At 40.7% G+C, this 21,808-nt stretch carries 21 protein-coding genes and 2 tRNA genes; 1 reads left to right on the forward strand and 22 read right to left on the reverse strand.

The features are described 5' to 3' along the window. Position 1: 1 nt before the first annotated feature. The 17 genes from rplX to OZX63_RS07380 all read right to left on the reverse strand — a co-directional run bounded on the left by rplX (position 2) and on the right by OZX63_RS07380 (position 10,433). A complete protein-coding gene (gene rplX, locus OZX63_RS07300; protein WP_277142777.1) occupies positions 2 to 253 on the reverse strand; it encodes a 50S ribosomal protein L24 in 252 nt (83 codons plus the stop codon). A 17-nt stretch (positions 254 to 270) separates the two neighbouring features. Beyond that, the gene (gene rplN / locus OZX63_RS07305) at positions 271 to 639 is read right to left on the reverse strand and encodes a 50S ribosomal protein L14 (RefSeq protein WP_277142779.1); all 369 of its coding nucleotides are present in this window, start codon (positions 637 to 639) and stop codon (positions 271 to 273) included. A gap of 32 nt (positions 640 to 671) precedes the next feature. Beyond that, on the reverse strand, positions 672 to 938 hold the full coding sequence (gene rpsQ / locus OZX63_RS07310) for a 30S ribosomal protein S17 (protein ID WP_277130581.1): 267 nt from the start codon (positions 936 to 938) through the stop codon (positions 672 to 674). An 18-nt stretch (positions 939 to 956) separates the two neighbouring features. Further along, positions 957 to 1,154, reverse strand: coding sequence for a 50S ribosomal protein L29 (gene rpmC / locus OZX63_RS07315; protein ID WP_277130580.1), 198 nt, complete (start codon positions 1,152 to 1,154; stop codon positions 957 to 959). After that, positions 1,144 to 1,584: a 50S ribosomal protein L16 gene (gene rplP / locus OZX63_RS07320; RefSeq protein WP_277142782.1), complete on the reverse strand. Its 441-nt coding sequence runs from the start codon at positions 1,582 to 1,584 to the stop codon at positions 1,144 to 1,146. The genes rpmC and rplP overlap by 11 nt, the downstream gene beginning before the upstream one ends. Next, positions 1,584 to 2,255, reverse strand: coding sequence for a 30S ribosomal protein S3 (gene rpsC / locus OZX63_RS07325; RefSeq protein ID WP_277131852.1), 672 nt, complete (start codon positions 2,253 to 2,255; stop codon positions 1,584 to 1,586). Before rpsC ends, rplP begins: the two co-directional genes overlap by 1 nt. Positions 2,256 to 2,268: 13 nt before the next feature. After that, the gene (gene rplV / locus OZX63_RS07330; RefSeq protein ID WP_277130577.1) at positions 2,269 to 2,622 is read right to left on the reverse strand and encodes a 50S ribosomal protein L22; all 354 of its coding nucleotides are present in this window, start codon (positions 2,620 to 2,622) and stop codon (positions 2,269 to 2,271) included. 19 nt (positions 2,623 to 2,641) lie between these two features. Continuing rightward, entirely contained in the window at positions 2,642 to 2,923 is a 282-nt protein-coding gene (gene rpsS, locus OZX63_RS07335) for a 30S ribosomal protein S19 (RefSeq protein WP_277131854.1), read from the reverse strand. Positions 2,924 to 2,941: 18 nt separating this feature from the next. Further along, positions 2,942 to 3,778 (reverse strand): 50S ribosomal protein L2, encoded by an 837-nt coding sequence (gene rplB, locus OZX63_RS07340; protein ID WP_277131856.1) that lies wholly within the window; start codon positions 3,776 to 3,778, stop codon positions 2,942 to 2,944. Positions 3,779 to 3,793: 15 nt separating this feature from the next. Continuing rightward, the gene (gene rplW / locus OZX63_RS07345; RefSeq protein ID WP_277131858.1) at positions 3,794 to 4,099 is read right to left on the reverse strand and encodes a 50S ribosomal protein L23; all 306 of its coding nucleotides are present in this window, start codon (positions 4,097 to 4,099) and stop codon (positions 3,794 to 3,796) included. After that, on the reverse strand, positions 4,096 to 4,728 hold the full coding sequence (gene rplD / locus OZX63_RS07350) for a 50S ribosomal protein L4 (protein ID WP_277142784.1): 633 nt from the start codon (positions 4,726 to 4,728) through the stop codon (positions 4,096 to 4,098). Before rplD ends, rplW begins: the two co-directional genes overlap by 4 nt. Before the next feature lie 14 nt (positions 4,729 to 4,742). Further along, a complete protein-coding gene (gene rplC / locus OZX63_RS07355; RefSeq protein WP_277130570.1) occupies positions 4,743 to 5,372 on the reverse strand; it encodes a 50S ribosomal protein L3 in 630 nt (209 codons plus the stop codon). A gap of 25 nt (positions 5,373 to 5,397) precedes the next feature. Beyond that, positions 5,398 to 5,706, reverse strand: coding sequence for a 30S ribosomal protein S10 (gene rpsJ / locus OZX63_RS07360; RefSeq protein WP_046327486.1), 309 nt, complete (start codon positions 5,704 to 5,706; stop codon positions 5,398 to 5,400). A gap of 349 nt (positions 5,707 to 6,055) precedes the next feature. After that, complete coding sequence (fusA, locus tag OZX63_RS07365) at positions 6,056 to 8,149, reverse strand: elongation factor G (protein ID WP_277142786.1); 2,094 nt, start codon at positions 8,147 to 8,149, stop codon at positions 6,056 to 6,058. A gap of 34 nt (positions 8,150 to 8,183) precedes the next feature. Beyond that, positions 8,184 to 8,654, reverse strand: a complete 471-nt coding sequence (gene rpsG / locus OZX63_RS07370) for a 30S ribosomal protein S7 (protein ID WP_277131861.1) — start codon at positions 8,652 to 8,654, stop codon at positions 8,184 to 8,186. Between the two features lie 14 nt (positions 8,655 to 8,668). Then, the gene (gene rpsL / locus OZX63_RS07375) at positions 8,669 to 9,076 is read right to left on the reverse strand and encodes a 30S ribosomal protein S12 (RefSeq protein ID WP_277130565.1); all 408 of its coding nucleotides are present in this window, start codon (positions 9,074 to 9,076) and stop codon (positions 8,669 to 8,671) included. Positions 9,077 to 9,215: 139 nt separating this feature from the next. Then, the gene (locus OZX63_RS07380; protein ID WP_277142788.1) at positions 9,216 to 10,433 is read right to left on the reverse strand and encodes a CPBP family intramembrane glutamic endopeptidase; all 1,218 of its coding nucleotides are present in this window, start codon (positions 10,431 to 10,433) and stop codon (positions 9,216 to 9,218) included. Positions 10,434 to 10,575: 142 nt separating this feature from the next. On the opposite strand from OZX63_RS07380, the gene OZX63_RS07385 reads away from it, so the two are divergent. Continuing rightward, positions 10,576 to 11,268 carry an A24 family peptidase gene (locus tag OZX63_RS07385; RefSeq protein ID WP_277142790.1) on the forward strand — a complete coding sequence of 231 codons (693 nt, stop codon included), beginning with the start codon at positions 10,576 to 10,578 and terminating at the stop codon, positions 11,266 to 11,268. A gap of 44 nt (positions 11,269 to 11,312) precedes the next feature. On the opposite strand, the gene rpoC is transcribed toward OZX63_RS07385, so the two are convergent. The 5 genes from rpoC to OZX63_RS07410 form a co-directional block, all read right to left on the reverse strand. Next, positions 11,313 to 14,978: a DNA-directed RNA polymerase subunit beta' gene (gene rpoC / locus OZX63_RS07390; RefSeq protein ID WP_277142792.1), complete on the reverse strand. Its 3,666-nt coding sequence runs from the start codon at positions 14,976 to 14,978 to the stop codon at positions 11,313 to 11,315. Positions 14,979 to 14,994: 16 nt separating this feature from the next. Then, positions 14,995 to 18,642, reverse strand: a complete 3,648-nt coding sequence (locus tag OZX63_RS07395; RefSeq protein WP_277142794.1) for a DNA-directed RNA polymerase subunit beta — start codon at positions 18,640 to 18,642, stop codon at positions 14,995 to 14,997. A gap of 210 nt (positions 18,643 to 18,852) precedes the next feature. Further along, complete coding sequence (locus tag OZX63_RS07400) at positions 18,853 to 21,333, reverse strand: ATP-dependent Clp protease ATP-binding subunit (RefSeq protein WP_277145111.1); 2,481 nt, start codon at positions 21,331 to 21,333, stop codon at positions 18,853 to 18,855. A gap of 197 nt (positions 21,334 to 21,530) precedes the next feature. Continuing rightward, positions 21,531 to 21,604, reverse strand: a tRNA-Pro gene (locus OZX63_RS07405). Between the two features lie 45 nt (positions 21,605 to 21,649). Further along, a tRNA-Gly gene (locus OZX63_RS07410) sits at positions 21,650 to 21,721 on the reverse strand. Positions 21,722 to 21,808 lie beyond the last annotated feature (87 nt).

Below are 21,808 nucleotides of genomic sequence, written 5' to 3' on the forward strand. Positions count from 1 at the left end.
TCTACTTATTAGTTGCTTCTTTTTTGCTTTCACCCTTAGCAATAACTTTAACGTTTGATGCATGAATTGAACCTTCTGATTCAACTACACCACCGTTTGCATTGCTTTGTGAAGGCTTTTCGTGCTTCTTAATCGTATTAACGCCTTTAACAACCACACGGTTCTTCTTAACGTTAACAGAAAGAACTACACCTTCTTTGCCTTTATCTTTTCCGGCAATAACTTTTACTTTGTCACCAGTTTTAACAAACATCAGTGCACCTCACTTAATTATAAGACTTCAGGAGCAAGAGAGACGATCTTCATAAAGTCGTGCTCACGTAACTCACGTGCAACAGGCCCAAAGATACGAGTACCACGTGGGCTCTTATCTGCATTAATAACTACGCCGGCATTTTCATCAAACTTGATGTATGATCCATCTTCACGGCGTGCGCCTGATTTTGTTCTAACAATGACTGCTTTAACAACGTCACCTTTTTTGACAACGCCACCTGGTGTTGCTTGTTTAACAGCTGCTACCACGATATCACCAATGTTACCGGTCTTACGTTTTGATCCACCTAAGACTCTAATAACTAAAAGTTCTCTGGCACCAGAGTTATCAGCAACTCTCAAACGGGATTCATTTTGAATCACTGTATAATCCTCCCCTCACTAAATCCGCAAAATTAAACAGATTTCTTAACAATTTCTACTAAACGAAAGCGCTTTGTACGAGATAATGGACGAGTTTCCATGATACGAACAGTATCGCCAACTTTAGCTTCATTATTTTCGTCTTGTGCATAGTATTTCTTAGAATATCTAATACGCTTCTTGTAAACAGGGTGGTTCTTGTAAGTATCAACTACAACAGTGATAGTTTTGTCATTCTTATCAGAAACTACACGACCTTGATATACGTGACGATGATTTCTTTCGATTGATTCGCTCAAGTTAATAACTCCCTTCCACTAATCTTTCTTCAATGCTTCTTCACTAAGAATTGTTTTAATTCTAGCGATATTCTTGCGGACTTTACTCAGGCGAGCGGTATTTTCTAATTGACCCGTTGCTTGTTGGAAACGCAAGTTGAAAAGTTCTTCTTTGTATTGCTTTTCCTTTTCTAACATTTGATCAGTGGTTAGTGTTCTGATATCCTTAGCCTTCATTAGAATTGCCACCTACTTCCGAACTTTTAGTCACAAACTTACATTTGATTGGTAACTTAGTTGAAGCAAGACGTAAAGCTTCACGAGCAGTTGCTTCGCTAACGCCACCAATTTCAAACATAATCTTTTCTCTTTTTACTACAGCTACCCAACCAGCTGGTGCACCTTTACCAGAACCCATACGTACACCTACACCTTTAGCAGTGTATGACTTTTGTGGGAAAATTCTGATCCAAACTTTACCACCACGCTTCATGTAACGAGTCATCGCAACACGAGCAGCTTCAATTTGTTGATTAGTAATCCAGTGAGATTCGAGGGCTTCTAAACCATATTCACCAAAGGCAATGGTTCTACCACCTTTAGCAGCACCACGCATCTTACCACGGAATTCACGACGGTGTTTTACTCGTTTTGGTACTAAAGGCATTATTTATTTCCTCCCTTCACTGCTTTTGCGGGCTTCTTGTTCTTAGTAGGCAAGACTTCACCGCGGTTGATCCAAACTTGAACACCAATTTCACCATAAGTAGTGAAGGCATTTACCCAAGCGTAATCAATATCAGCTCTTAAAGTTTGTAATGGAACACGACCTTCTGTATGCCATTCTCTTCTTGCCATGTCGGCACCGTTTAAACGACCAGAGGTTTGTACTCTGATACCCTTAGCACCAGCACGCATACTTCTTTGAGTAGCTTGACGAATTGCACGTCTGAAAGCAATACGAGCTTCAAGTTGACTGGCAATACTGTCAGCAACTAATTTAGCATCAAGATCTGGTTTCTTAATTTCAACAATGTTGACATGTACTTGTTTCTTAGTCAAAGCATTTAGGTCTCTTCTTAAAGCTTCAACTTCAGAACCACCTTTACCAATTACCATACCTGGTTTTGAAGTATTGATGGAAACGTTGATTCTGTTAGCTGCACGTTCAATTTCAACAGTAGAAACAGAGGCATCCTTCAACTTCTTAGAAATGAATTTTCTGATGCGCAGGTCTTCATTTAAGGTTTCTTTGTATCCTCTGTCAGCATACCATTTAGATTCCCAATCGCGAATAACGCCAAGACGGAAACCATTTGGGTTAATCTTTTGACCCATTAATATACCTCCCTTAATCGTTCTTTTCTGAAACTACTACAACTACATGACTTGTTCTCTTGTTAATTGGAGAAGCCATACCCTTGGCACGTGGCCGGAATCTCTTCAAAGTTGCACCTTCATTTACATATGCTTCTGATACGTAAAGATTTGCACTTTCAAGATCATAGTTGTGTTCTGCGTTAGCAATAGCTGAACGTAAAACTTTTTCAACGATTGGGGAAGCAGCTCTAGGCGTAAATTCCAAGATTGCTAATGCTTCAGCAACGTCTTTGCCGCGAATTAAGTCAACGACTAAACGAGCTTTTCTTGCAGCAATTCGAACAGTTCTTGCTTCAGCTCTAGCTGAACTAATTTGTTCTGCCATTTAAGTGTTTCTCCCTTCTTTATTTTGCAGTGGCCTTATCGTCAGATGTCTTGTGTCCACGGAAAGTTCTCGTTGGAACGAATTCACCTAACTTGTGACCAACCATGTCTTCAGTAATGTAAACTGGGACATGTTTTCTACCATCGTAAACAGCTATAGTCAAACCAACAAAGGAAGGGAAAATAGTTGAACGACGTGACCAAGTCTTAATAACTTGCTTCTTTTCTGCGTTTTCTTGAGCTTCAACCTTCTTCAACAATGATGCGTCTGCAAAAGGTCCTTTTTTAATACTACGGCTCATTAATTAACCCTCCTTCTATTATTTGCTACCCTTACGGTGACGAATGATCAGCTTCTCGCTAGCTCTCTTACTATTTCTAGTCTTAACGCCGCGACTCTTCTTACCCCAAGGAGTCATAGGTTGTGGACGACCAACTGGGGCCTTACCTTCACCACCACCATGTGGGTGATCGTTAGGGTTCATTACGGAACCACGTGATTGTGGACGTCTGCCTAACCAACGACTACGACCAGCTTTACCTAATTGGATCAATGAATGTTGTTCATTACCAACAACGCCGATAGTAGCACGACAAACTGACAAGATCTTACGAACTTCGCCACTTTGTAATCTGACTAATGCATATTTACCGTCAAAACCTAACACTTGAGCACTTGTACCAGCACTTCTTACCAATTGTCCACCCTTACCAGGTTTCATTTCAATGTTGTGAATTGAAGTACCAGTAGGAATGTTCTTTAATGGTAATGCGTTACCTGGCTTGATATCTGCATCTGCACCAGATTCAACAATATCGCCAACTTTTAAGCCCTTAGGTGCAAGAATGTAAGTCTTGATACCGTCAGTGTAGTGAAGAAGTGCAATGTTAGCAGTTCTGTTTGGATCGTATTCGATAGATTTAACAACTGCTTTTGCATTATCTTTATTACGCTTAAAATCGATAACACGGTACTTTTGCTTGTGACCACCACCACGGTGTCTACTTGTAATATGACCATATGAGTTACGGCCTGCTGTATGTGATTGTGATTCAAGCAAGGTGCGTTCTGGCTTGCTCGTCGTAATCTCAGCAAAGTCGGAAGAAGTCATATTACGGCGACCATTTGTGGTTGGCTTATAAACTTTAATAGCCAATTGACTGACCTCCTATTACTTATTCTCTTCTTTGTTTTCGTCTTTGAAAATCTTAATGTCGTTTGAATCGTCAGTTAAGGTAACAATTGCCTTGCGTGTACGAGCTGTTTTACCAGCGTAACGACCAACGCGCTTGTCCTTGCCACGAACGTTCATGATGTTAACTTTCTTAACTTTAACATCAAAGATTTCTTCAACAGCGATACGAACTTGAGTCTTGGTTGCAGTTAAAAGCACGTTGAAAGTGTACTTCTTATCATCCATTAAGTTCGTTGACTTTTCAGTAATGACAGGTCTTAAAATGATATCGTGTGCACTCATTTCTTTGAAGCCCCCTCAACATTCTTTTCAATCTTTTCTACAGCATCCTTAGTCAAGATCAACTTGCCGTAGTTAACAACGTCTTCAACATTTACGCCGTTAACAGGAACAACCTTAACATTAGTTAAGTTTCTTGCTGAAAGTTGTACGTTCTTGTCGTCTGAAACAACTAAAACTTTACCTTCAACATTCAAGCTGCTTAACATTGACTTAAATTCTTTAGTCTTAGGTGCTGACATTGTCAACTGGTCTAAAACGATTAAATCTTGATCAATCAATTTTTGGGAAAGAACTGACTTAATAGCCAAACGACGTTGCTTTCTTGGCATTGAATATGCGTATGAACGTGGAGTTGGTCCGAAGACAACACCACCGCCGCGCCATTGTGGAGATCTAATGGAACCTTGACGAGCACGTCCTGTACCCTTTTGCTTCCATGGTTTCTTACCACCGCCGCGAACAGCAGATCTATTCTTAACTTTTGAGGTACCTTGACGTTTGCCAGCTCTTTGTCTGATGATTGCGTCAAACACAACGCTTTCGTTTGGTTCAATACCAAAAACTGCATCATTTAAAGTAACTTCACCAGCATCTTTACCTTTTTGATCGATAACCTTTAAATTAGCCATTCTAGTCCTCCTTCCTATTTATTAATCTTAACAGCAGATTTAACAGTAATTAATGAGTTCTTAGCACCTGGAACATTACCTTTAATCAGCAATACGTTCTTGTCTGCTACAACTTTTTCAATTACTAAGTTTTCAATGGTAACTTTCTTCATACCCATGTGACCTGGCAAACGCTTGCCCTTTGGTACACGGTTGATGATGGAACCCATTGAACCAGGAACTCTGTGGTATCTTGAACCGTGAGTTTCAGGTCCACGTGATTGGCCCCAACGCTTAATGTTACCTTGGTATCCATGACCTCTTGTAATTCCAGTAACGTCTACAACGTCGCCTTCCTTAAATGTGTCCACAGTAACTTCTGAGCCGACTTCGTAGTCCTTAAGCTCAACTCCGCGGATTTCACGAATGAAGCGCTTAGGCGAAGTCTTTGCTTTTGCAGCATGACCTTTTTCTGGTTTGTTGCTCAAAACTTCACGTTTATCTTGGTATCCCAATTGAACTGCTTCGTAACCGTCTGATTCAACAGTCTTAACTTGCATAACAACGTTAGGAGTTGCTTCAACAACAGTTACAGGAACAAGGATACCATCTTTAGTGAAGACTTGAGTCATACCGACTTTTCTTCCTAAGATTCCTTTGGTCATGATTACACCTCTTTCTTTTTAAAAATTATAATTTGATTTCGATGTCAACGCCGCTTGGAAGATCAAGCTTCATTAAAGAATCAACAGTCTTAGGTGTAGGATTTAAAATGTCGATTAAACGCTTGTGCGTACGCATTTCAAATTGTTCACGTGAGTCCTTGTTCTTGTGTGGTGAACGTAGAACAGTGAACAAAACCCTTTCTGTTGGTAGTGGAACTGGACCTGAAATTTCAGCACCAGTTCTCTTCGCAGTAGCTACAATCTTAGCAGCTGATTCATCGAGAATACCATGTTCGTATGACTTAAGTCTGATACGAATAGATTGACTTGCCATTGAATTACCTCCTTAACGTCTTCTTTTAAAAGATGACTAGCCTCCGCAAAAATTACCGGCCACGCCTCTGTGGCAATGCAGCCTGGTGTGCCGCAACCTTTTGCATCAACGCTTACAACAATTACATGTGTTTAGAGCATAGTACTCCCCAAACACACAAAGACTAGTATACCTACTCTTTGTTGAAATATCAAGGATTTAGAGCATTTTAATTTAATTTTTTTACTTTTTCTTTCTATAATACTCAACTTTTTTATCATTATTTTTTTGAAAAAATCAGAAAAAAAGCCATTGGCATTACCAATGACTTTTAAAAGTCTTATTTTCTTATTTTTTAAACTAACAAGAATTAGTCAGCTTCGCCGCCGCGCTTCTTGATAATTTCTGCTTGAATTGACTTAGGAGTTGCTGCGTAGTGGTCAAATACCATTGTAAATGTACCACGACCTTGAGTTGATGAACGCAAAGTAGTTGCGTAACCAAACATTTCAGCAAGTGGAACCATTGAGTTCAATACCTTAGCACCTGAACGGTCTTGCATATTGTCCATCGTACCACGACGAGCAGTAATTGAGCCCATTACATCACCCAAGTATTCTTCTGGTGTGATTACTTGAACCTTCATAATTGGTTCAAGAATAACAGCACCAGCCTTAGGAGCAGCATTTCTCAAAGCAAGTGATGCAGCAACCTTGAAGGCAGCTTCAGATGAGTCGACTTCGTGGTAACTACCATCGTAAAGCTTAGCCTTAACGTCGATCAATGGGTAACCAGCAAGGATACCGTTCTTCATTGATTCTTGAAGTCCAGCATCTACTGAAGGGATAAATTCACGAGGAACAACACCACCGACAATGGCATCTTCGAATTCGTAACCTTTACCTCTTTCGTTTGGTGTAAATTCAACCCAAACGTCACCGTATTGACCTTTACCACCGGATTGACGAACGAACTTACCTTGAGCCTTAGCTGGCTTAGTGAAGGTTTCACGGTAAGCAACTTGTGGTTCACCGATCTTAGCTTCAACGTGGAATTCACGCTTCATACGTTCAACCATGATTTGCAAGTGCAATTCACCCATTCCGGAAATCAAGGTTTGACCAGTTTCAGCATTAGTTTCAGCTCTGAAAGTTGGGTCTTCTTCAGTCAACTTTTGCAAAGCAACGTCAAGCTTATCACGGTCAGCCTTTGATTCAGGTTCAATTGAAACTTGGATAACTGGATCTGGAACTTCCAAACTTTCCAAAATTAATGGGTGGTCTGGGTCAGTTAATGAGTCACCAGTAGTAGTGTTCTTCAAACCGATAGCACCAGCGATATCACCTGAGAATACTTCTGGAATTTCAGTTCTTGAGTTGGCGTGCATTTGCAGCAAACGACCAACACGTTCACGACTGTTCTTTGAAGCATTCAAAACGTATGAACCTGATTCAAGAGAACCAGTGTAAACACGAATGTAAGTCAAACGACCAACAAATGGGTCGGTAGCAATCTTAAAGGCTAAAGCTGAGAATGGCTTGTCGTCTCCTGCTACTAATTCTTCTTCTTCACCAGTCTTAGGATCGTGAGCGATGTATGGCTTAACGTCAACAGGTGATGGCAAGTAGTCAATCACACCGTCAAGCATCATTTGTACACCCTTGTTCTTGAAAGCTGAACCAGCAAATACTGGGAACAATTCCAAGTTCAAGGTAGCTTTACGAATAGCTGCCTTTAATTCATCAATGGAAATTTCGTCACCGTTAAGGTATTTTTCCATGATGTCATCGTCAACATCAGCAACTTGTTCAATCAAAGCACTTCTACGCTTTTCAGCATCAGCCTTGTATTCGTCAGGAACTGGAATAGTTTCCCACTTAGAACCAAGCTTGTCTTCGTCATAAACATCAGCAACCATGTTGATTAAGTCAATAACACCTTCAAAAGTTTCGGCAGAACCGATTGGCATTTGAACAGGTAAAGCATTGGCATTTAAGCGTTCGTGTAAAGAAGTTACAGATTTATCGAAATCTGCACCAATCTTGTCCATTTTGTTAACAAAAACAATTCGAGGAACACCGTAAGTTTCAGCTTGACGCCAAACATTTTCAGTTTGTGGTTCAACACCAGCTTGAGCATCAAGAACAGTTACCGCACCGTCAAGAACACGGAGTGAACGTTCAACTTCGATAGTGAAGTCAACGTGTCCTGGGGTATCAATGATGTTAATTCTGTAGTCTTTCCATTGCGCAGTCGTAGCGGCTGATGTAATGGTAATCCCACGTTCCTTTTCTTCGTCCATCCAGTCCATTTGGCTGTCACCTTCGTGGGTTTCACCAATTTTGTGGATCTTACCAGTGTAGTAAAGGATACGTTCAGTAGTGGTAGTCTTACCCGCATCAATGTGGGCCATAATACCAATGTTACGTGTCTTTTCTAATGGAAATTCACGCTTATTAGCCATAAATTCTTATCTCCTTAAAAATATACCAATCAAATTAGAAGCGATAGTGTGCAAATGCACGGTTAGCTTCAGCCATACGGTGAACGTCTTCACGCTTCTTAACTGCAGAACCGGTGTTGTTTGAAGCATCGATAATTTCGTTAGCTAAACGTTCATCCATTGTATGTTCATTACGTAAACGAGCGTATGAAACAAGCCATCTTAAACCTAAAGTAGTTCTTCTTTCTGGACGAACTTCAACTGGGATTTGGTAGTTTGAACCACCGATACGGCGAGCTCTAACTTCCAAAACTGGCATAATGTTGTTCATAGCTTCTTCAAAAACGTCAAGTGGTTCCTTGCCGGTCTTGTCTTTAACGATGTTGAAAGCATCATAAAGGATAGAAGATGCCTTAGCTCTCTTACCATCAAGCATCAAGTGGTTGATTAACTTAGTAACAAGCTTTGAGTTATAAACTGGATCTGCTAAAACGTCTCTTTTAGTTACATGTCCTTTTCTAGGCATTATTTAACTCCTCCTTAATCTTTCTTAGCACCGTACTTAGAACGGCTTTGTTTTCTGCCATCAACACCAGCAGTATCAAGGGCACCACGAATAATATGGTAACGTACACCAGGAAGGTCCTTTACACGACCACCACGGATTAAAACAACCGAGTGCTCTTGCAAGTTGTGGCCTTCACCTGGGATGTAGGCAGTAACTTCGATTAAGTTAGAAAGACGAACACGAGCATACTTACGTAAAGCTGAGTTTGGCTTCTTTGGTGTCATAGTACCAACACGAGTTGCAACACCACGCATTTGTGGAGCTGGGTTGAATACTAATTCTTTCTTCATACTGTTGTAGCCGTAGCTTAAAGCTGGTGACTTTGATTTAGTCGTCTTTGAGTGACGGCCTTTTCTTACCAATTGGTTAATAGTTGGCATTAACTTTTTCCTCCTAAAAAACTGTTTATTCTGTTCACACATCCAGGAGTTTCTTTTTTAGATCCTGAACTATCTTCAAAACATACAAAGACTATTGTACTCGCTTTTAAAGATAAATCAATCTTTATTTATTTAAAATTTATATTTGTGTCAAATTTGCCCCAATTACCTTTTGATGTTTCTTGCCACTAATAATAATCAAACCTAAAATTAGAAAGACGCAAAATTGAATAATTGCAGAATAATAGTTCTGACTTGTAAGCATAATTGTTCTCTTTAAAGCTTGGCCATATGTACCAAAGTTCTTAGAAATCACAAAAACTATCAAGTCATACACACCGTGATATATCATGGTCGTTAATAGTGAATGCGTATATAAGTATATTGCTGCAAAAAGCATCCCCATGCTACTCACTGTAAACATCTGTAAAAGTGTGGCCGGCAAAGACTGGTAAAAAACATTTGTGATGTGCCAGAAGCCAAAAATAAGTCCGTCGCTAATCATAATCAGTAATATTCGCGACTTACGGTTAGCAAATATTTGCGCCAATAGACTAATGATACAAAAACGATTTATCCATTCTTCTGCAACGCCACATCTCAATGCATTCAGAATTACCGCCCAATCTATTTGAGAAACATAAAATTTAAAGGCACTTTCAAAAGTAAACCAATTTACAGTAATTGCGTAGATAATATAGGCTAAATGTAGGGCGATTATTAACAAAATAAAAAAGGATGTCGCTACACTTACTTCAGAGGAAAAGAAAAAGTGGGGCTTTTTAATGTGCCAGCTATCCATAACTATGAGCGTGATAATTATTAAAATTGGAATCCCAGTAACACCAGAATTATTCATAATTGTAAATAATTTAGCATAATGTAAATTTCCGGCAATATCACCTTGAATACCAATTGTATTGTTAAAGATAACTACTGCTAGAACAATAATTCTGCCCATATTACTGCTAATTTTACTTAAAACCAGCCTAGCCAGCGGAATGTACATCACAAACGTGTATAGCGTAATCAGCAGCATCCACACATTTGCATTAACAAGATTAAAATGACTCAACAGCTTGGTCAACAGGAATAAACTATGCGACAAGACATAACAAACAGCAACAGCCGAAAAGTAGTAACTAGCCTGTCTTAGCACCTCATTTTTATTTACTTCATGTCTTATTAGCAATAATTCTAAAATACCAAAAATCAAGCCCAAAATTATCATGTTTTTTTGCCTTGCATTAAAAATATTTCCTGCAGCAATCGTATAGCTACCACAAACAAGCAAAATAACAACATGAGCAATTAGTTGCCAGAAAAATATTTTTTTAGTTAAATCATGCGAAAACATACTTACTGCTCCCTTGATTAATCTCAACCAAAACTATTTAAATTAAATTTATTAATTAAATTATTATATATTTTTCATATAATTAATACAATAATTTTTGGATGAAACCTAATTTTTAGCGTACCTAATACTGAGGTACAACATGAACTGGATTTACACACTAACTAACTTTTTAATCGGCACTTGCCTTGCATCCCATGCCGCTGTCGTTTGCGATCGCTGGGAAACTTTTGACTTTTTCTTAACTCGGTCACGTTGCAGCACTTGCCAAACCAAACTCAGCATCCTTGACGAATTGCCGGTGATTTCTTATCTTTTGCTTCATGGTAAGTGCCGCTACTGCAATCATTCAATTCCGGTCAAATTGCCAGTAATTGAAATTTGTGGCGGGCTTGCCTTTATTCAAATTGACTTCAGCCAAATTAATGGTTGGGCGACTGCTATCCTGATTTTCAGTCTCCTACTTGCTGCCATCAGCGATTTTGAACAACAAGAGTTTCATTTGCTGATGCTTGCGCCAGCCTTATGTCTAGCACTTTTTAAAAGTAGCGACCTACTTCACTTTCAACTTTTAGATTATGTGGAATTATTACCGATTTTACTATTATTGTTCTTCTTTGTTTGGCAGCACAAATTGGGTAGTGGCGATTTACTCATTTATCTTATCCTCGCTATCTACTTTAGCCCGCACACAGCAAACCTGACCTTTTTAATTGGCTCGGCATTATTAATTGTTCACTTTTACCTGAAAAAGCAAAAGGGACAAAAGCAACAATCTATTGCCTTTGTCCCTTATCTCTTTCTTGGACTAACTATTCAACTCTTATTCAAATAAAATAGCGTTCCTACTATTATGTAGAAACGCTATTTATTTTTGAACTACTTTTGTGGTTCCTTAGCCTTGTCAGCTTCCTTCATCTTTTTCTCAATATCAGCGATTGAGTACACAGATTGTGGCTTCTTAACATCAGCTTCAGGTTCCATGTTACGGTAAATTGGAAGACCAGTACCAGCTGGAATAATCTTACCGATAATAACATTTTCTTTCAAACCAAGCAATGGATCGTTCTTGCCTCTGATTGATGCATCAGTCAGAACACGAGTTGTTTCCTGGAATGAGGCAGCTGACAAGAAACTATTAGTTTCAAGGGCAGCCTTGGTAATTCCCAAGATAACACTTTGTGCAGTAGCTGGGATACCACCAGAAATGATAACTGACTTGTTACGTTCCTTAAAGTCACCAATATCCATTACAGCACCTGGCAATAAGTCAGTTTCACCTGGATCAAGGATACGAACCTTTTGCAACATTTGCCGAGTTAAGACCTCGACGTGCTTGTCAGAAATGTCTACACCCTGCATTCTGTAGGCTTTTTGAACTTCAACTAAAATGTACTCTTCAGTTGTCAAGGTATCAGTTACTTGAATTAATTCCTTAGGATCAACAGAACCTAAAGTCAACTTGTCACCACGGTTAACGAAGTCACCTTCGGCAACAGCAACAGAAGCAGTGTAAGGAATACTGTAACTTCTGGTATCAATCTTACCCTTAACAGTGATTTCACGTGTATGTTCAGCTGGGTTTTCTTGAATTGAATCAATGATACCATCAACTTCAGAAATGATTGCCCGACCTTTAGGGTTACGAGCTTCAAACAATTCTTGCACACGAGGAAGACCCTGAGTAATATCTTCAGCACCGGCAACCCCACCGTTGTGGAAAGTACGCAAAGTCAACTGAGTACCAGGTTCACCGATTGATTGAGCGGCAACAGTACCAACTGCTTCACCGACTTCAACTTCTTCACCAGTAGCCAAGTTCATTCCGTAACACTTACGACAAACACCGTGAGGTGTATCACAGATCAGGATTGAACGAATCTTGACGTCAGTAACACCAGCATCACAAATCTTGTGAGCTAAGTTTTCATCCATCATTTCGTTTGGACCAGCAAGTACTTCACCAGTCTTAGGATCCTTAACAGTTTCAGCAGTGAAACGACCAAGCAAACGATCGTACAAAGGCTCGATTAATTCGTCACCTTCCATGATGGCATGAACGTGAATACCACGGTCAGTACCACAATCGTCTTCACGAATGATAACATCCTGAGCAACATCAACTAACCGCCGTGTCAAGTAACCTGACTGAGCAGTCTTCAAGGCCGTATCAGTCATTCCCTTACGGGCACCGTGAGTGGACATGAACAATTCCAAAACTGACAAACCTTCCTTGAAGTTTGACGTAACAGGAATTTCGAACAACCCACCGTTAGGAGTGGCCATCAAGCCACGCATTCCGGCTAACTGCGTAAAGTTAGAAATGTTACCACGGGCACCAGAGTCGGCCATGATTGTAATTGGATTACGTGGATCATAAATCTGTGCAATTTCGTTTTGAACTTGATCCTTACATTCATTCCAAATGCTGATAACCCGATCGTGCCGCTCTTGCTCAGTAATCAAGCCGCGTCTAAATTGTTTAGAAACAACGTCAACTTGCTTGTGGGCCTTAGCAACCTTTTCGTCCTTATCATTAATTTCTGGAACATCAGTCATCCCAATGGTAATTCCGGAAGTAGTTGAGCTAGTGTAGCCTAACTTCTTCAAATCATCAAGGTATTCTGAGGTTCTTTGAACCTTGTAATACTTGTAAATTGTCGCAATTGAATCAGACAAGAATGACTTCTTGAATGGTGTTGCAACTAAGTCGTCACCAACATTATCAATCTTTTCATGAATATCTTCACCAGGCTCTAAGAAGTACTTAGGTGCTAGTGGATTGTTCAAGTTTTCTTCGGTTGGTTCGTTAATGTAGAAGTAATCTTCTGGTGTAATTTGGTTGAAAATTACTCGACCATAAGTGGTAATGAAAATACCATGTTCATAACCCTTAGGCCATGATTTCTTCGGCATTGAATCAGCTGACATACCAATGATTGTATGGTAGTGAATGTCACCATTATTGTATGCAACTGTAGCTTCTGCAGGTGAGTTGAAGATCATGCCTTCACCCTCACGACCACGTTCGGCTTGAGTTAACCAGTAGTTACCCAATACGATATCCTGTGATGGTGTAACGATTGGCTTACCATCTTTTGGTGCCAAAATATGATGCGCAGCTAACATCAACAGCCGTGATTCAGCAACAGCTTCATCTGATAATGGAACGTGGATAGCCATCTGGTCCCCATCGAAGTCGGCATTGTAAGCTTCACAAGCTAATGGGTGCAAACGGATTGATTTACCTGGAACCAAAACTGGTTCAAAGGCTTGGATACTCAAACGGTGCAAAGTAGGGGCACGGTTTAACAGAACCGTTCTTTCCTTAATTACATCTTCAAGTACATCCCAGACATCATCGTCTTCACGATCAATCTTACGCTTAGCACTCTTAATGTTAGAAGCAATCTTACGCTTAACTAATTCGTGCATTACGAATGGCTTGAACAATTCCAGTGCCATTGGACGCGGAACACCACATTGATAGAATTTCAATTTTGGTGAAACGTCAATAACTGAACGACCTGAATAGTCAACACGTTTACCAAGCAAGTTTTGACGGAAACGTCCTTGCTTACCTTTAAGCATGTGTGACAATGACTTCAATGGTCGGTTACCTGGTCCAACAACTGGACGACCGCGACGACCGTTATCAATCAACGCATCGACAGCTTCTTGCAGCATCCGCTTTTCGTTTTGCACGATAATGTTTGGTGCGTTCAAGTCAAGCAGTCTCTTCAACCGGTTGTTCCGGTTAATTACCCGGCGGTAAAGGTCATTCAAGTCGGAGGTCGCAAACCGGCCACCTTCTAGTTGAACCATTGGCCGTAAGTCCGGCGGGATAACTGGAACAGCATCAATAACCATCCATTCAGGTTTATTGCCTGAATCTTTGAAGGCATCTAAAATATCTAGACGTCTAATTGCCCGTGTCCGCTTTTGACCAGTTGCAGTTTCCAATTCTTTCTTTAAATCGGTAACTTCCTTAGCCAAATCAACCTTCCGTAATAAATCACGAATAGCTTCAGCACCCATCTTGGCAACAAAGCGACTACCGAATTTTGCCTTTTGCTCACGGTATTCAGCTTCAGTCATTAATTGCTTAAATTCAAGGTCAGTGTCACCAGGATCGATTACGATATAAGCCGCAAAATAAATTACTTCTTCTAGTAATCTTGGTGACATATCAAGGATTAATCCCATCCGTGATGGAATACCCTTGAAGTACCAGATATGAGTAACAGGAGCAGCCAATTCAATGTGGCCCATCCGTTCTCTTCTAACTTTGGCAGAGGTGACTTCAACCCCACAGCGATCACAAACGATTCCGCGGTAACGAACACCCTTATATTTACCACATGCACAAGCCCAGTCTTTAGTTGGCCCAAAAATTCTTTCATCAAACAGACCGTCTTTTTCTGGCTTTAAAGTACGGTAGTTAATTGTTTCTGGCTTCTTAACTTCACCGTATGACCAGCTGCGGATCTTGTTAGGTGATGCAAGACCAATTTGCATGCTTTCAAACTTATTTACATCGATCAAAAGTTTAACCCCCTACTTATTTAGAAATCTTGTTGTCATCGTCAGATTCGTCAACGGCAGTTTCAGTCTTCTTGACTTCCTTAACTAGCTCGTCTTCATCATCAGATTTGGCAGTTTCTTCGGCTAACTTCTTCTTTTGTTGTTCTTCAGCCATCTTCGACAAAGTATCAATATTCAAATGTTCATTTGAATCATCATCCATGTCACGTAATTCAATTTCATTATGATCCATGTCAAGAACACGAATGTCCAATCCTAATGATTGTAATTCCTTAACAAGAACACGGAATGATTCTGGAACACCTGGCTTAGGAATTCTTTCGCCCTTAACGATTGCTTCGTATGCCTTTACACGACCAACAACATCATCTGACTTATAAGTCAAAATTTCTTGCAGAGTGTACGCAGCACCGTAAGCTTCAAGAGCCCAAACTTCCATTTCACCAAAACGCTGACCACCAAATTGTGCTTTACCACCAAGAGGTTGTTGCGTAACAAGTGAGTAAGGCCCAATTGAACGTGCGTGAATCTTATCGTCAACCATGTGAGTCAACTTCAGATAGTGCATGATCCCAACTGAAACCCGGTTGTGGAATGGCTCACCTGTACGGCCATCGTAAAGAACAGTCTTACCGTCTTTATCAATTCCGGCTTGGTGAACTGTGTCCCAAACATCATCTTCGCTAGCACCATCAAATACTGGTGTTGCAACGTGAATACCTAAGCTATTTGCAGCCCAGCCCAAGTGTAATTCCAAAAGCTGACCAATGTTCATACGTGAAGGAACACCCATTGGGTTCAAACAAATATCAACTGGTGTACCATCTGGCAAGTATGGCATATCTTCTTCTGGAACAACTGCGGCAACCGTACCTTTGTTACCGTGACGACCGGACATCTTATCTCCGACTTGGATCTTACGCTTCTGGGCAATGTAAATTCGAACTAAGGTGTTAACACCTGGTGATAATTCATCGCCCTTTTCACGAGTATAAACCTTAACGTCGCGAACGATTCCGCCGCCGCCGTGAGGTACCCGCAAAGAAGTATCACGAACTTCACGTGCTTTTTCACCAAAGATAGCGTGCAATAATCTTTCTTCGGCTGATAATTCAGTCACACCCTTAGGAGTAACTTTACCAACCAAAATGTCGCCATCGTGAACTTCAGCACCGATGCGGATAATTCCTTCGCCATCGAGGTCCTTTAACGCATCTTCACCAACGTTTGGCAATTCACGTGTAATTTCCTCTGGGCCAAGCTTAGTGTCACGAGCTTCAGATTCGTAATCTTCAATACTGATTGAAGTGTATACGTCATCCTTAACAAGCCGTTCTGACAACATAATCGAGTCTTCGTAGTTGTACATGTTCCAAGTCATGAAGGCAATTACTGGGTTTTGACCCAAAGCTAATTCACCGTGGTCCATTGTTGGGCCGTTAGCAATAACTTCACCTTCAACAACTTCATCACCTAACTTAACGTTTGGAGTTTGGTTGTATGACTTCGAGTTGTTTGACCGGCGGTACTTTTCAAGAACGTATTCGTCCAAAGTACTGTCAGCACGTCTAATCCGAATAGAATTAGCATCAACGTATTCAACTTTACCTGCAGCTTTAGCAATTAAAGCAGCTCCGGAATCGTGGGCAGCACGATATTCCATCCCAGTTCCAACAAGAGAACTGTGTGGATTAATTAACGGCGCAGCCTGACGTTGCTGGTTGGCACCCATCAAAGCACGGTTAGAGTCATCGTTTTCAAGGAATGGGATACATGCAGAAGCAACAGACACAACTTGCTTAGGAATAACGTCCATGTAGTCAATCTTATCTGGACTAACTTCGACGTTGTCTTCCTTTGAACGAGCCAAGATTAATTCATCCTTAAATGAACCATCTGGATTAAGTGGTGTGTTAGCTCCGGCAATAATATAGTTATCCTCAACATCGGCTGTTAAGTAGTCAATCTTGTCAGTAACCTTGTGGGTCTTCCAAGAAACGCGACGGTACGGTGTTTCAATAAAACCATACTTGTTAATCACAGCGTATGTTGCCAAAGAGTTAATCAAACCAATGTTTGGACCTTCTGGGGTTTCAATCGGACACAAACGACCATATTGGGTATAGTGCACGTCCCGAACTTCGTATCCGGCACGGTCACGAGTTAAACCACCAGGCCCTAAGGCAGACATCCGGCGCTTGTGCGTCAATTCACCCAGCGGGTTATGTTGATCCATGAACTGTGACAGCTGTGAGGAACCAAAGAATTCCTTGATGCTGGCAACGATTGGACGAATGTTAATTAATTGTTGTGGTGTAACAGTTGATGGGTCTTGAATTGACATTCTTTCCCGAACAACACGTTCCATTCTTGCCAAACCAATTCTGAATTGATTTTGCAATAATTCACCAACTCGACGAATACGACGATTACCCAAGTGGTCAATATCGTCAACGTTGCCGATTTCATCTTGCAATAACAAGAAGTAATTGATTGAAGCCAAAACATCAGCAGGAGTTAAGTACTTAACGCTCTTGTCAATGTGACCATTGGACATCATCTTAACAACACGTTCTGGATTTACCTTTGAGTAAACCTTGATTTCTTGAACACTAATTGGGTCTGGAAGAACACCTTCCTTAGATGGTTCATAAGTAACCATCTTGAAGTCATCGCGGTCAAGGTACTTCTCTAAAGTATCCATTACTTCATGAGTAACAACAGTACCCTTCTTAGCAATGATTTCACCAGTGTCAGGATCAGCCAAAGTTTCAGCTAAAGTTTGACCGTACAAACGGTTCTTCAATGATAACTTCTTGTTGACCTTGTAACGACCAACTGGAGCCAAGTCATAACGACGTGGATCAAAGAAACGAGCATAAAGCAACGACCGTGAAGAATCAGTTGTCTTCGGCTCACCAGGACGTAATCTTTCATAAACATCCTTCAATGCTTCTGCAACTCGTGAGTCAGCTGGGTTCTTATGGACATCCTTGTCCAAAGTAAACTGTAAAGTATCACTTTGACCAAACACGTCTAAAATATCGCCGTCTGAGCCAATCCCCATTGCTCTGATTAATACAGTCAAAGGCAACTTACGAGTCCGGTCAACACGAACGTATGAGATATTCTTAGCATCAGTTTCGAATTCAAGCCATGCCCCACGGTTAGGAATGACAGTTGTGCCAAAGATTTGGCGGCCATTCTTATCATAGTCACCTGAGTAATAAACACTTGGTGATCTAACTAACTGTGAAACAATAACTCTTTCGGCACCGTTAATAATGAATGAACCAGATTCAGTCATTAATGGCAAATCGCCAAAGAAAACATCTTGGGTCTTAATTTCACCGGTTTTTTGGTTAGTTAACTTCAAAGTAACGTGCATTGGTGCTGAATAAGTCGCATCATGATCACGGGCTTCATCAACGGTATACTTAGGCTTTTGTAATTTATAACCCATGTATTCCAAAGAAAGCTTACCTGAGAAGTCACTAATTGGCATAATGTCGTCAAAGACTTCCTTAATACCTTCATCCAAAAACCACTTATATGATTCGGTTTGAACATCAGTCAAGTTAGGTAGTTTCAGCACTTCTTTAATCCGTGAAAAACTACGTCTTGTCCGGTGTTTACCATAGTTCACTACGTGTCCATTTAACAAGGAGAAAACATCCTTTCTGTTAGAGAAAGCAAATATTACATTTCGTTTACAAATTCAAAAGGCCGGAATTTTAAGCATAAAAAAGACAAAAACAACATTGTCGTTTTTGTCTTTTATTATTCTGCTGGACAATATATCAGCAAAATTCTGAACTTCAGCCTTTTTAATCACGCTTAAATATAACAAAATTTGCTTATTCTGTCAACTGATTTAGTTTATACCAACTAATTCTGGATCAGCTACTTTAACAACTTCAAACTTCAGCTTGTCATGATTGCTGCCAATCTTGAGTAAATCGCCAGCTTGCAGTTCACCTTTAATCAGCATTGAAGCAACTTCATCTTCAACATCAGTTTGAATTGCCCGTCTAAGCGGCCGAGCACCCATCTCTGGATTATAACCATCCTTGGCAATCTTATCCATTGCCGCCCGAGATAATTTAAGCTGGATACCCTTTTTAGCTAATCTGTCGATTAACTTGCGCGTTAAGAGCGTAACAATTTGCCGCAACTGACTAGCATTCAATTCATCAAAAATAATTGTCTCGTCAATTCGGTTCAAAAATTCCGGTCTGAAGAACTGCTTGAGTGCTTGCTTAACCCGTTCACGCCGCATCTTAATTTGACTAGAATTATCGGCATTAAAGCCCACCGCCTGCGTTTCAAATAATGAACGCGAACCTAGGTTAGAAGTCATGATGATAATCGTATTCCGGAAGTCGATTTTTCTTCCCTTAGAATCGGTTAAAAAGCCATCATCAAGAACCTGCAACAACAAGTTAAACACGTCAGGATGTGCCTTTTCAACTTCATCAAGCAGAACAACTGAATATGGGTGACGTCTCACCTTTTCGGACAGCTGGCCACCCTCATCGTAGCCAACATAGCCGGGAGCCGACCCAATCAGCTTGCTGCTGGCAATCTGATCCATGTATTCAGACATATCTATTCTGATTAAATTATTTTCTGAACCAAACATTGCAGCTGCAATTGCCTTAGCTAGCTCGGTCTTACCAACACCAGTTGGTCCTAAAAATAGGAATGAGCCAATCGGACGATTTTCATCCTTAATTCCGCTACGACTGCGGCGAACTGCCCGACTAACTGCAGAAACTGCCTTGTCCTGACCGATAATGCGGCGGTGCAAGTCACTTTCAAGGTTAGCTAACTGCTTTGACTCATTCCGGTTCATTTGTGTAACCGGAACGCCAGTCCAATTAGATACCACTTTAGCAATATCTTCCGGCTTAACCACAGCTTTACTGTCAACTTTTTCTTCCAGTCGATTAGCCAACTTGTCCCGCTTTAATTGCAAACTGTTTTGCCGCTCTTGCAGCTTAGCAGCTTCAACAAAGTTCTGATTGACAGCCGCTTGATTCTTTTGATCAATTACCTGTTTAATTTGTTCATTAACCTGCATTAACTGGTTGTCAGGCGCCTTGTTCGTCTTAATTTTGACGGCAGCACCGGCCTCATCAATCAAGTCAATTGCCTTGTCGGGCAAATAACGGTTAGAAATGTAGCGACTGGACAAATCCACCGCATCTTCTAAAGCAGCCTTAGTGAATTTAACGTGGTGGAACTTTTCATATTTAGCTTGTAATCCGGTTAAAATTGCCAGTGACTCAGCTCTTGAAGGTTCATTGAGACGAACTTGTTGGAAGCGGCGAGCCAAAGCCTGATCTTTTTCCACATACTTTTGGTATTCATCAAAAGTTGTTGCCCCAATCATTTGAATGTCACCGCGAGCAAGCGATGGCTTCAAAATATTAGCCGCATCGATTGAACCTTCGGCACCACCAGCACCGATTAAGGTATGCATTTCGTCAACAAAAAGAATAATTTTACCATCTTTGGTAATTTCTTTAATGATCTTCTTCATGCGATCTTCAAATTCACCGCGGTACTTGGTACCAGCTACTAAGCCGCCCAAATCAAGCGAAATCACCCGCTTATTTAATAAGTCATGCGGTGCCTTTTTATTTACGATTGCCGTTGCGATTGCTTCAGCAACCGCTGTTTTACCCACACCAGGTTCACCAATTAAGACTGGATTATTCTTAGTGCGCCGCGATAGGATTTCAATTACCCGAGCAATCTCTTGGTCGCGACCAATCACTGGATCAATCTGCCCGTTTTCTGCCCGTTCATTCAAATTAACCGAAACTTGGTCTAACGTCGGTGTCGTGCTCTTAGGTTTATTATTCATTTCAGTTGGTGCGGCACCAAACCAATCATTATCGATTTCTGAGTTGTCCTCTTGACCAAGGCTGCGCTGAGCATCATCTCGCAGACCTTGAATATTAATATTCAGATTACGTAAAATAGTTGCTGCTAAAACTTGCTCACTAGAAATCAGTCCCAGCAAAATATGACTAGTCTTAACCTCGCTTGAACCGCCACGCTCTGCTAATGTGCCAGCATATGCTAGCGCCATGCTCAAACGCGGTGACATCTCCATATAACTGGTTTTAGCGGCAGAACCATAACCGGTGTAGCGCTCAATTTCTTCACGAATGGCAGTAGGTGTAGCTCCCCAAGCCCGCAAATCCTTGCCGGCTTCGCCATCTGATTCAATCACCATCGCAAGCAGTACATGTTCAGTACCAATTAAGCGATGATGAAAATTCTGTGCTTGTTCACGTGCAATCTCTAATACTTGATTTGCACTTTTACTGTAAGAGTTCTTCATCATAGCACCACCTTAAAATGACATGAATATTGGTAATCTCTTTAAAGCCAATTGTAAAACCATTTACTTTAAATGGTTACTGTTCATGTCAAAAACATTGCAATTATTATAGCAAAGACAATGTACTTACGCTAATATTCCTTACTATAATCATTTATAGACAACAAAAAAACTGCCCGTTACCAGACAGTTACTTATCGGGAAAACAGGATTCGAACCTGCGACCTCTACGTCCCGAACGTAGCGCTCTACCAAGCTGAGCTATTTCCCGTTTCAATAAAAAGACTCACCCAAGCGGTGAGTCTTTTTATTATGAAGCGGAAGACGGGATTCGAACCCGCGACCCCCACCATGGCAAGGTGATGTTCTACCACTGAACTACTTCCGCAAGACATTTATTATTATAGCAAATGAATTTGATTTTGCAAACCTTTTTTGCAAGAAAAAAAGGAAATTCTTTGAAAAGAATTTCCTA

Origin of the sequence: Lactobacillus sp. ESL0700 (genome assembly GCF_029392095.1) — a bacterium.
Taxonomy (GTDB): domain Bacteria; phylum Bacillota; class Bacilli; order Lactobacillales; family Lactobacillaceae; genus Lactobacillus.

Excerpts from the sequence above, each read along its gene's own strand:
- rpsJ (WP_046327486.1), bottom strand. The coding sequence starts at position 5,706 with ATGGCAAGTCAATCTATTCGTATCAGACTTAAGTCATACGAACATGGT.
- rpmC (WP_277130580.1), bottom strand. The coding sequence starts at position 1,154 with ATGAAGGCTAAGGATATCAGAACACTAACCACTGATCAAATGTTAGAA.
- OZX63_RS07385 (WP_277142790.1), top strand. The coding sequence starts at position 10,576 with ATGAACTGGATTTACACACTAACTAACTTTTTAATCGGCACTTGCCTT.
- rplV (WP_277130577.1), bottom strand. The coding sequence starts at position 2,622 with ATGGCAGAACAAATTAGTTCAGCTAGAGCTGAAGCAAGAACTGTTCGA.
- rpsL (WP_277130565.1), bottom strand. The coding sequence starts at position 9,076 with ATGCCAACTATTAACCAATTGGTAAGAAAAGGCCGTCACTCAAAGACG.
- OZX63_RS07380 (WP_277142788.1), bottom strand. The coding sequence starts at position 10,433 with ATGTTTTCGCATGATTTAACTAAAAAAATATTTTTCTGGCAACTAATT.
- rplW (WP_277131858.1), bottom strand. The coding sequence starts at position 4,099 with ATGAGTGCACACGATATCATTTTAAGACCTGTCATTACTGAAAAGTCA.
- rpsS (WP_277131854.1), bottom strand. The coding sequence starts at position 2,923 with ATGAGCCGTAGTATTAAAAAAGGACCTTTTGCAGACGCATCATTGTTG.
- rplD (WP_277142784.1), bottom strand. The coding sequence starts at position 4,728 with ATGGCTAATTTAAAGGTTATCGATCAAAAAGGTAAAGATGCTGGTGAA.
- fusA (WP_277142786.1), bottom strand. The coding sequence starts at position 8,149 with ATGGCTAATAAGCGTGAATTTCCATTAGAAAAGACACGTAACATTGGT.
- OZX63_RS07400 (WP_277145111.1), bottom strand. The coding sequence starts at position 21,333 with ATGAAGAACTCTTACAGTAAAAGTGCAAATCAAGTATTAGAGATTGCA.
- rplX (WP_277142777.1), bottom strand. The coding sequence starts at position 253 with ATGTTTGTTAAAACTGGTGACAAAGTAAAAGTTATTGCCGGAAAAGAT.
- rpsC (WP_277131852.1), bottom strand. The coding sequence starts at position 2,255 with ATGGGTCAAAAGATTAACCCAAATGGTTTCCGTCTTGGCGTTATTCGC.
- rplP (WP_277142782.1), bottom strand. The coding sequence starts at position 1,584 with ATGCCTTTAGTACCAAAACGAGTAAAACACCGTCGTGAATTCCGTGGT.
- rpsG (WP_277131861.1), bottom strand. The coding sequence starts at position 8,654 with ATGCCTAGAAAAGGACATGTAACTAAAAGAGACGTTTTAGCAGATCCA.
- rplC (WP_277130570.1), bottom strand. The coding sequence starts at position 5,372 with ATGACCAAAGGAATCTTAGGAAGAAAAGTCGGTATGACTCAAGTCTTC.